Below are 7,042 nucleotides of genomic sequence, written 5' to 3' on the forward strand. Positions count from 1 at the left end.
CGCAGCATATAGGCGAGTCACGCCTAGGCTTCACCAAATGATGTACGCTAGTGTAAGAAGTTGACTTTCTTAATTAATTCTAGATCAAATTTACAGAAATAATCGTAATTTTCCGGGTCCGATGTGTAAGCCTTAAGCCGTTCTCCTAAAACCCAGTCACCTTCCAACACCTTATCTCTAATCACACTGTCTATTTCTGAAAAATCTTGTTGAGATAGATGAAGTAGCCTAACCTCCACCAGATCAGTAACGCTTTCAAAAAAATTGTCTTTTGTTATCTCAGTTCCCGAGACAATCTTTCTTGATATCTTATCCCTGGAGGTGCCCCTCATTCGCGCGCGCCTGCATCAGATCGCGATGTGGTCCCACATCGCGGCCTTGGCCATGAAGTGGGTGCCGTCGCGCCACAGGCTGAACATCACGCTCGCCAGCTTGCGGGCGAACGCGACCTTGGCCTTATTGAAGCCGACGCGCTTGCTGAGCTTCATGCCCCAGTCCTTCAGCGTGATGAACGACTTGGTGTTCGCCAGCATGACCGTCGCCGCGCCGACCAGATGCGTGCGGGTCAGCTGGTTACCCATCTTGCTGATCCCGCTATGTGTCAGGCTCTCACCCGACTGGTAGACGCGCGGGGTCAGACCCAGATAGGCCGCGACATCGTCAACATGCCGGAACCGCGTCGGGTCCTCGATCGCGCTATAGAAGGACAGCGCCGTGATCGTGCCGATGCCGGGGATTTCCATGAACCGCTTGCATACCGGATTCGATGCCGCGAGCAGGTCGAGTTCGCGCTCGATCCGCCCGGCCTCGATGTAGAAACGCTCGCACAGGTCGAGGAGCGGGACGACACGCGGCCGCAGGTCGACGCTTTCGGTGTCGGCGATGAGACACAGCTGGTCGATGGCCCGTTCGCGGAACGTCGCCGGGCTGTCGCTGCCGGGTTCGATACGCCCGCCATAGACGCGGACCAGCCCGCGGATCATCGCCTCGGTCTCACGCCGCTGTTTGACCAGGCGGTCGCGCATGATCAGCGACGCCCGGACCTCGAAGCACAGGTTCGACTTGACGTAGACCTCGGTCAGATAGTCGCGGCCGCTGCGCGTGATCTCGGCGATGCCGCGCGCGTCGTTGGTGTCGGTCTTGTTGCGCTTCACCGACAGTACCCGGTGGACCTGCAGCGCGTCGAGCACCGCCACCTGGAAACCCTGCTCGCGCAGCTTGCCCGCCAGGTGCGGCGACAGGCCGCCCGTCGGCACCAACACGTCGCAGCTCCGCATCGCGTCGATCAGGGTCGCCCGATCGAGCGGCACGTCCGCCGGGTTCGTCTCTGCACCGAGACGCTTCGTCAGCACCTCCTCGACAGCCGGCGGCAGACGTCGCTTGACACGAACGGCGGTGGACGAAGCGGCTTGGGTCATATCCCCGGGATCTCCTGCAAATGTCGCGTCCATGCCGGCGGCGCGGGGAAGACGTCATGCGTCGCACCTTTCGCGAGCGGGCCGCCATGACCGCTCGCGACGGTCAGGGTCCGGACGGCGGGCATCATTGCGTCGGCGAGGCCGCGACAAAATGCTGGCACTGCTCACCCAGTCCGGCGATGCCGAGCCACACCTCGTCCCCCGCCTTCAGGAACCATGGCGCGGGCTTCTGACCCAGTCCGACGCCCGGCGGCGTGCCGGTCGTGATGATGTCGCCCGCCTCCAGCGCCATGAACCGCGAGCAATAGGAGACGATCTCGGCAACGGTGAAGATCATCGTCGCGGTGTTGCCGTCCTGTACGCGCTTGCCGTTTACCTCGAGCCACATCGACAATGCCTGCGGATCGCCCACCTCGTCCGATGTCACCAGCCATGGACCGACCGGCCCGAAGGTCGGAAAGCCCTTGCCCTTGTCCCAGGTTCCGCCGCGTTCGGCCTGCCATTCGCGCTCCGACACATCGTTGATGACGCAATATCCCGCGACATGGTTCAGCGCGTCGGCTTGCGCGATATCGTGTCCGCCGGTGCCGATGAGGACGCCCAGTTCGACCTCCCAATCGGTCTTCACCGAATCGCGCGGAATGACGACGGGGTCGTTCGGACCCTGGATGCAATTGACCCATTTGCCGAACACCACCGGCTGTTCCGGAATCGGCAAACCCGATTCGGCGGCATGGTCGGCATAGTTCAGCCCGATCGCGATGAACTTGCGCGTGCCGGTGACCGGTCCATAGCGGACCGGCTCTTCGACCAGCGGCAGATCTTCGAGGTTCAGCGCGGACAGGCGGCGCAGCGCCTCGGGTCCGATCGCATCGGGCCCGAAATCGGCGACATGCGCCGATACGTCGCGGATACGACCGGCATCGTTGATGAGGCCCGGCTTTTCCTGGCCGGTATTCCCATAACGGCAGAGTTTCATGATGATCCCTTCAAGACATCAGATGGAAGGAGGTCGGACGAGAATGTCGTCGGTGATCGCCGCAACGGAGGCGACGCCGGTCAGCGTCATGGCGACGCGCATCTTCTGCGCCAGCATGGCCAGCATCCTTTCGACGCCCGCCTCCCCCTGCGTGGCGAGTGCCCAGAGCCATGTGCGACCCAGCAGCACGCCTTTGGCTCCCAATGCCAGCAATCGCACGACATCGAGGCCCGAGCGGACGCCGGAATCCGCGAGCACGGTCAGGCGCTCGCCCACCGCCGCCGCGATTCCGGGCAGCGCCGCAGCGGTGGAGGGCACGCCGTCCAGCTGCCGCCCGCCATGGTTGGAAACGACGATCGCCTCCGCGCCGTAATCGGCGGCGGCGCGCGCATCCTCGACATCGAGCACGCCCTTGATGATGAGCGGGCTGTCCCATTCGGCGCGCAGCCAGTCGAGGTCGCGCCAGACGATGCCGGGATCGAAATTGGCGCCCAGCCAGCCCATATAATCGTTCATCCCGCTGTCGCGGCTGAGCACCGGCTCCAGATTGCCCAGACGGTGCGGCCGCCCGCGCAGGCCGACGTCTCAGGCCCAGCCGGGCCTGCCCATCGCCTGCATAATGCGGCGCACCGGGCCGGACCGCCCGGACATGCCCGAATGAGCATCGCGATACCGGATGCCCGGGATCGGCATGTCGACGGTGAACACCAGCGCCTCTGCCCCCGCGGCCCTGGCCCTGGCGATCAGTTCGCGCATGAAACCCCGATCGCGTATGACATAAAGCTGGAACCACAAGGGTCTGGACGGAACGCCGCCGCGCAGCTCGTCCATGCCGCAGATCGCCACCGTGGAAAGGGTGAACGGCACGCCGTGGCGATGCGCCGCCCGCGCCGCCTGCACCTCGCCGCGCCGTCGGAACATGCCGCCTATGCCCACCGGGCCGAGAATGACCGGCAACGGCAGATCGCGGCCGAGGACCGACGTGCCCAGGTCCACATCCGCAACGTCGCGCAGCACCCGCTGGCGCAGCATGACGTCCCGCAGATCGTGGACGTTGCGGCGCAGCGTCTCCTCGCCAAAGGCGCCGCCATCGGCATAGTCGAACAGGAAGCGCGGCAACCGGCGCCGCGCCGCCGCCCGGAAATCCTCGACGGAGGAAATCGTCACCACAGGATCAGGCCATGGTCCGGCGGCCATCGACCGCCATCGGGCCGCCGGTGGCATAGCCGCCTTCGTCACTCGCCGGGTGCAGCACGAACATCGCCGCCGTCCCCCGGCCGAACTCTTGCGCCGCGCCCGTGACGCGGGTGCGCCTGCCTTCCAGTCGCGTCATGACCGATCCGTGCCCTTTACGTGATCCGACTGGCGGAAGACCGTCTTCGCCTCCGGCCATGCCTTGCCATCGGCGAAGGGCGAGCGTTGAAGCGCACCCATCCGGATGTGCCATTGGTCGATCGCGGGATGGACGTGGCGCTCGGCATCGAGTCCCGCAGGATCGAAGTCCGGCGTCACCTCCATCAGCATCACCAGACGACATCCGGCGCGATGAATCTGCAACTCGGCGATGCCGTAGCGAAGCTGAGCCGCGATCACCTCCGGCGGCGTATTGCCGGGCGCATGGGCGAGGTCATAGGCGGCGAGCGGCCGGATCGTCCGTCAGGTCCATGATCCTGACGATACGCCGCGTGGCGGCCCCGGCCGGCGCCCCGCTCACTTCTCGGGCTCCACACCGGCGCGGTCTATGACCGCGCGCGCGGCGGCCGGCCATTCGCCATTCTTCACCAGGACGTTGTCGACCGTCCGATTGTTCAGATAGTCGGTCCACTCCCCGTTTTGCTTGCCCGAATCGTACCAGTTGTTCCTGGCGGTATTGTCCATCGCCGTGCGCCGCGGCAGCATATCGCCCTGCGAATTCAGGTGCAGCCAGACGCCGACGTTGCTGACGACATTGTTGCGCACCATGACGTAGCGCGATCCCTCGTCGAGATAGAGGGCGATGCCGCCGGGCACGTCATAGATATAGTTTTCCGCGATCAGCGCGCCGGGATCGGCCGAAAGATGGTAGATCGCGCCGCCATCGGGGAACCAGCTTTTCACGTTATGCACGCGATTGGCCGTGATGACCGTGTCGCGCAGGATGGTCGGCGTGTCGTAGACGCGATTGCCCGGAAAATCATAATAGCCCCGGCTCGCCACCCGGTATGCGGGGCTGCCCCCCGGATCGTTGGTGCCCCAGCCCCAGCCGACGTCGATCCCGTCATAGGGCGCGTCCGACACGTCGTTATGCGTGATCACCGCACCCGTCGCATAGGTGACGAGGATACCCGCCTGCTCATGATAATCCTGCGACACGCGCTTCACGACGTTGTTGCGGATCAGGATATCGCGGACGCCCGCTTCCGGCACGACGGGATGATGCGCATCCGGCGTGATGCCGCCGACCATGATCGCGCCGCCTGCCAGATCGAAGAAGCGGTTGCGCTCGACCGTGATGGCGGTCGCCCCCATGCCGATGCCGCGGTCGTTCGCATCGGCATTGTTGCCGATGCCCAGGGCGATCTGGCCAAGATGGGTAAAGTCGTCCCGCTCGAACCGGATACGGGTGGCGGCCGCCACCTGGATCGCCGCGGGCTGCTGATGCCAGCGGTTGCGCGTCGTCTCGAACGCGCGGCACCCCCAGCTGCAATCCCGGATCGGATGGTCGGGATAGTCGGCCAACCTTCCCGACAGGAACGCACCGCTCTGCTGACTGGCATAGCCGTCGGGGCTGGACGGTGCGAGCCAGCTTGTATGCTGGAACCCCAGACCGACAAAAGCGAGATCGCGGACCGGCACGTCGTAGGTGCCGCCGATTGCGACGAGCGATTGCAACCTAGGCATGACTACCTCGGCCCGCCCCATATCCTCGCTGTCGCGGGGCTTGTAGTAGAGTTGTCCCTTGGCCGGATCGACGTAGAACTCCCCGCCCTTCTTCAGAAAGGCGAGCGCGTTTACGAGAAAGAGGCGCGCCTTTTCGCCCGCCAGAGGCTGTGCGATCGTGTCATAGCCGATGATGTTGTTCTGCCAGCCCGGCTGCTTCATCAAGATCCGGTTGCCGTCGACACGGTCGACCACGGCATGGCGATGGGTGAACCAGCTCGTCCCCTCCACCTCCATGCGGCCTTGATCGGGCAGGTCGGCCAGGAAGCGCCAGGCTGGATCGACGATTTCGATTCCCCAGTCGTGAAAGGCGAAGGCGCGCCGCGACGCTTCCACGGTCGCGCGTTTGGCCATACGTCCCTCGACCCAGATCTGGCGTGGATCCGAGCCGATGGGCACGGACGCGACCCAGATGCCGCGCTGCGCATCCGCCAATCGCCAGCCCGTCACGACCGTGCCTCCGGAGATGACGGGGCGGGCATTCGGTGCGGCCTCCCAGCGGACGACATGGCCGTTCTGCCCCCCGTCCGCCGCGCTGAACTGAAGCGGCGCGGACAGGCGATAGGTGCCGTCCGCCAGCCGTACGGTGACATCGCTGCTGCGATTGTGGAGCCGGACCTCGACCTGCGCGCGGCTCAGCGTGGCGAAAGGACGGGTGGCCGACCCGTCACCCGCATCGTCGCCGCGTGGAGACACGGTGATGACGACCGGCACCCCCGGCGGTCGCCGAAGGATATGCGCAGTCTCCAGCATCTCTTCGGCCGTCGCGGGGATCGGCTCAGGGGGAATGGGCGGCGCGAACAGATTTTGCGCGGCATCCGGCGCGGTCATGATCGCTATCGTCAAGCCCGCCGACAGCATCCCGAACATCGTCCTCATCGCATTTCCTCCAGCCCGTAGAATTCCCGCGCCGCACCATGGAACAACCGTTCGCGGACCGCGCCGCGGAGGCCGGTCAGCCGATCGGCATCACGATACCAGCAGCCGTAATCGTCCCCCGACAGCAACAATACCGGCCAGTCGCTGCCCCACATCAGCCGGTCGCCGAAGCATTCGAGCAGGTGCGCGACATAGGGCGCCAGTGCGTCGACGGCTGCGCCGTATGTCTGCTCGGTCCGCAGGCCGGACAATTTGCAATAGGCTCCCGCCGCAGCCAACGCCGCCATATCCGCCCGCCAGGGGTCCAGCGCCCCCTCTGTCACGAAAGGCTTGGCCCCGTGATCGACGACGAGCGGCAGTTGCGGCCATCGTTTCATGAACGCCAGCACCATCGACAGATGACGTGGCTGTACGAGCGCATCGAAGACGAGGCCGTGGTCGCACATGGCGCTCAACGCCGGCGAGAGCGCCTTGCCCAGCAGCCAGTCGATGTCGTCGATCGACTGGAGCATCGGCCGCAGCCCGCGCATCCTGGGATTGCGCGCCAATTCCGCGATGCGTCCGGGCGCATCCGCCGAGGTGAGATCGACCCAGCCGACGACGACCGCCGGGACGGGAAGCCGTTCCGCCTGCATCAGTAGCCAGTCGGTATCGTTGTCGGTCGGCTGCGATTGGACGATGACGGTACCGGCAAGCGGAACGGAGGACGCCGCATCGAGCAGGTCGTTCATCCCGAAATCGCGGTGGATGCGCGCCTCTGCCGGCGTCGGCTGAACAGCCCCCAGCGGGTGGTCCGGCATGTTAGTTAGTGCATTGTCGTCTCCGCCGCCATTGCCGGGCGTAGGTG

Annotated in this window: 7 protein-coding genes and 1 pseudogene; all 8 read right to left on the minus strand. The window is 65.1% G+C overall.

Going from position 1 to position 7,042, the window contains the following annotated elements; translation table 11 throughout:
* Nucleotides 1–47 precede the first annotated feature (47 nt).
* Complete coding sequence (locus ACTHQV_RS18515; protein WP_440492214.1) at nt 48–332, minus strand: hypothetical protein; 285 nt, start codon at nt 330–332, stop codon at nt 48–50.
* Nucleotides 333–347: 15 nt separating this feature from the next.
* Nucleotides 348–1,418 (minus strand): IS110 family transposase, encoded by a 1,071-nt coding sequence (locus tag ACTHQV_RS18520; protein WP_440492215.1) that lies wholly within the window; start codon nt 1,416–1,418, stop codon nt 348–350.
* A gap of 124 nt (nt 1,419–1,542) precedes the next feature.
* Nucleotides 1,543–2,397 carry a fumarylacetoacetate hydrolase family protein gene (locus tag ACTHQV_RS18525; protein WP_440492216.1) on the minus strand — a complete coding sequence of 285 codons (855 nt, stop codon included), beginning with the start codon at nt 2,395–2,397 and terminating at the stop codon, nt 1,543–1,545.
* Nucleotides 2,398–2,415: 18 nt separating this feature from the next.
* Nucleotides 2,416–3,564: pseudogene (gene lldD, locus ACTHQV_RS18530) on the minus strand (FMN-dependent L-lactate dehydrogenase LldD).
* Between the two features lie 7 nt (nt 3,565–3,571).
* The gene (locus ACTHQV_RS18535; RefSeq protein ID WP_440492217.1) at nt 3,572–3,730 is read right to left on the minus strand and encodes a hypothetical protein; all 159 of its coding nucleotides are present in this window, start codon (nt 3,728–3,730) and stop codon (nt 3,572–3,574) included.
* On the minus strand, nt 3,727–4,047 hold the full coding sequence (locus ACTHQV_RS18540; RefSeq protein ID WP_440492220.1) for an L-rhamnose mutarotase: 321 nt from the start codon (nt 4,045–4,047) through the stop codon (nt 3,727–3,729). Before ACTHQV_RS18540 ends, ACTHQV_RS18535 begins: the two co-directional genes overlap by 4 nt.
* Nucleotides 4,048–4,107: 60 nt before the next feature.
* Nucleotides 4,108–6,195: a right-handed parallel beta-helix repeat-containing protein gene (locus tag ACTHQV_RS18545; protein ID WP_440492218.1), complete on the minus strand. Its 2,088-nt coding sequence runs from the start codon at nt 6,193–6,195 to the stop codon at nt 4,108–4,110.
* Nucleotides 6,192–6,995: an amidohydrolase family protein gene (locus tag ACTHQV_RS18550; protein WP_440492221.1), complete on the minus strand. Its 804-nt coding sequence runs from the start codon at nt 6,993–6,995 to the stop codon at nt 6,192–6,194. The genes ACTHQV_RS18545 and ACTHQV_RS18550 overlap by 4 nt, the downstream gene beginning before the upstream one ends.
* Between the last annotated feature and the right edge of the window lie 47 nt (nt 6,996–7,042).

The sequence above is a fragment of the Sphingomonas sp. SAFR-052 genome, assembly GCF_051965015.1.
Taxonomy (GTDB): Bacteria; Pseudomonadota; Alphaproteobacteria; order Sphingomonadales; family Sphingomonadaceae; genus Sphingomonas.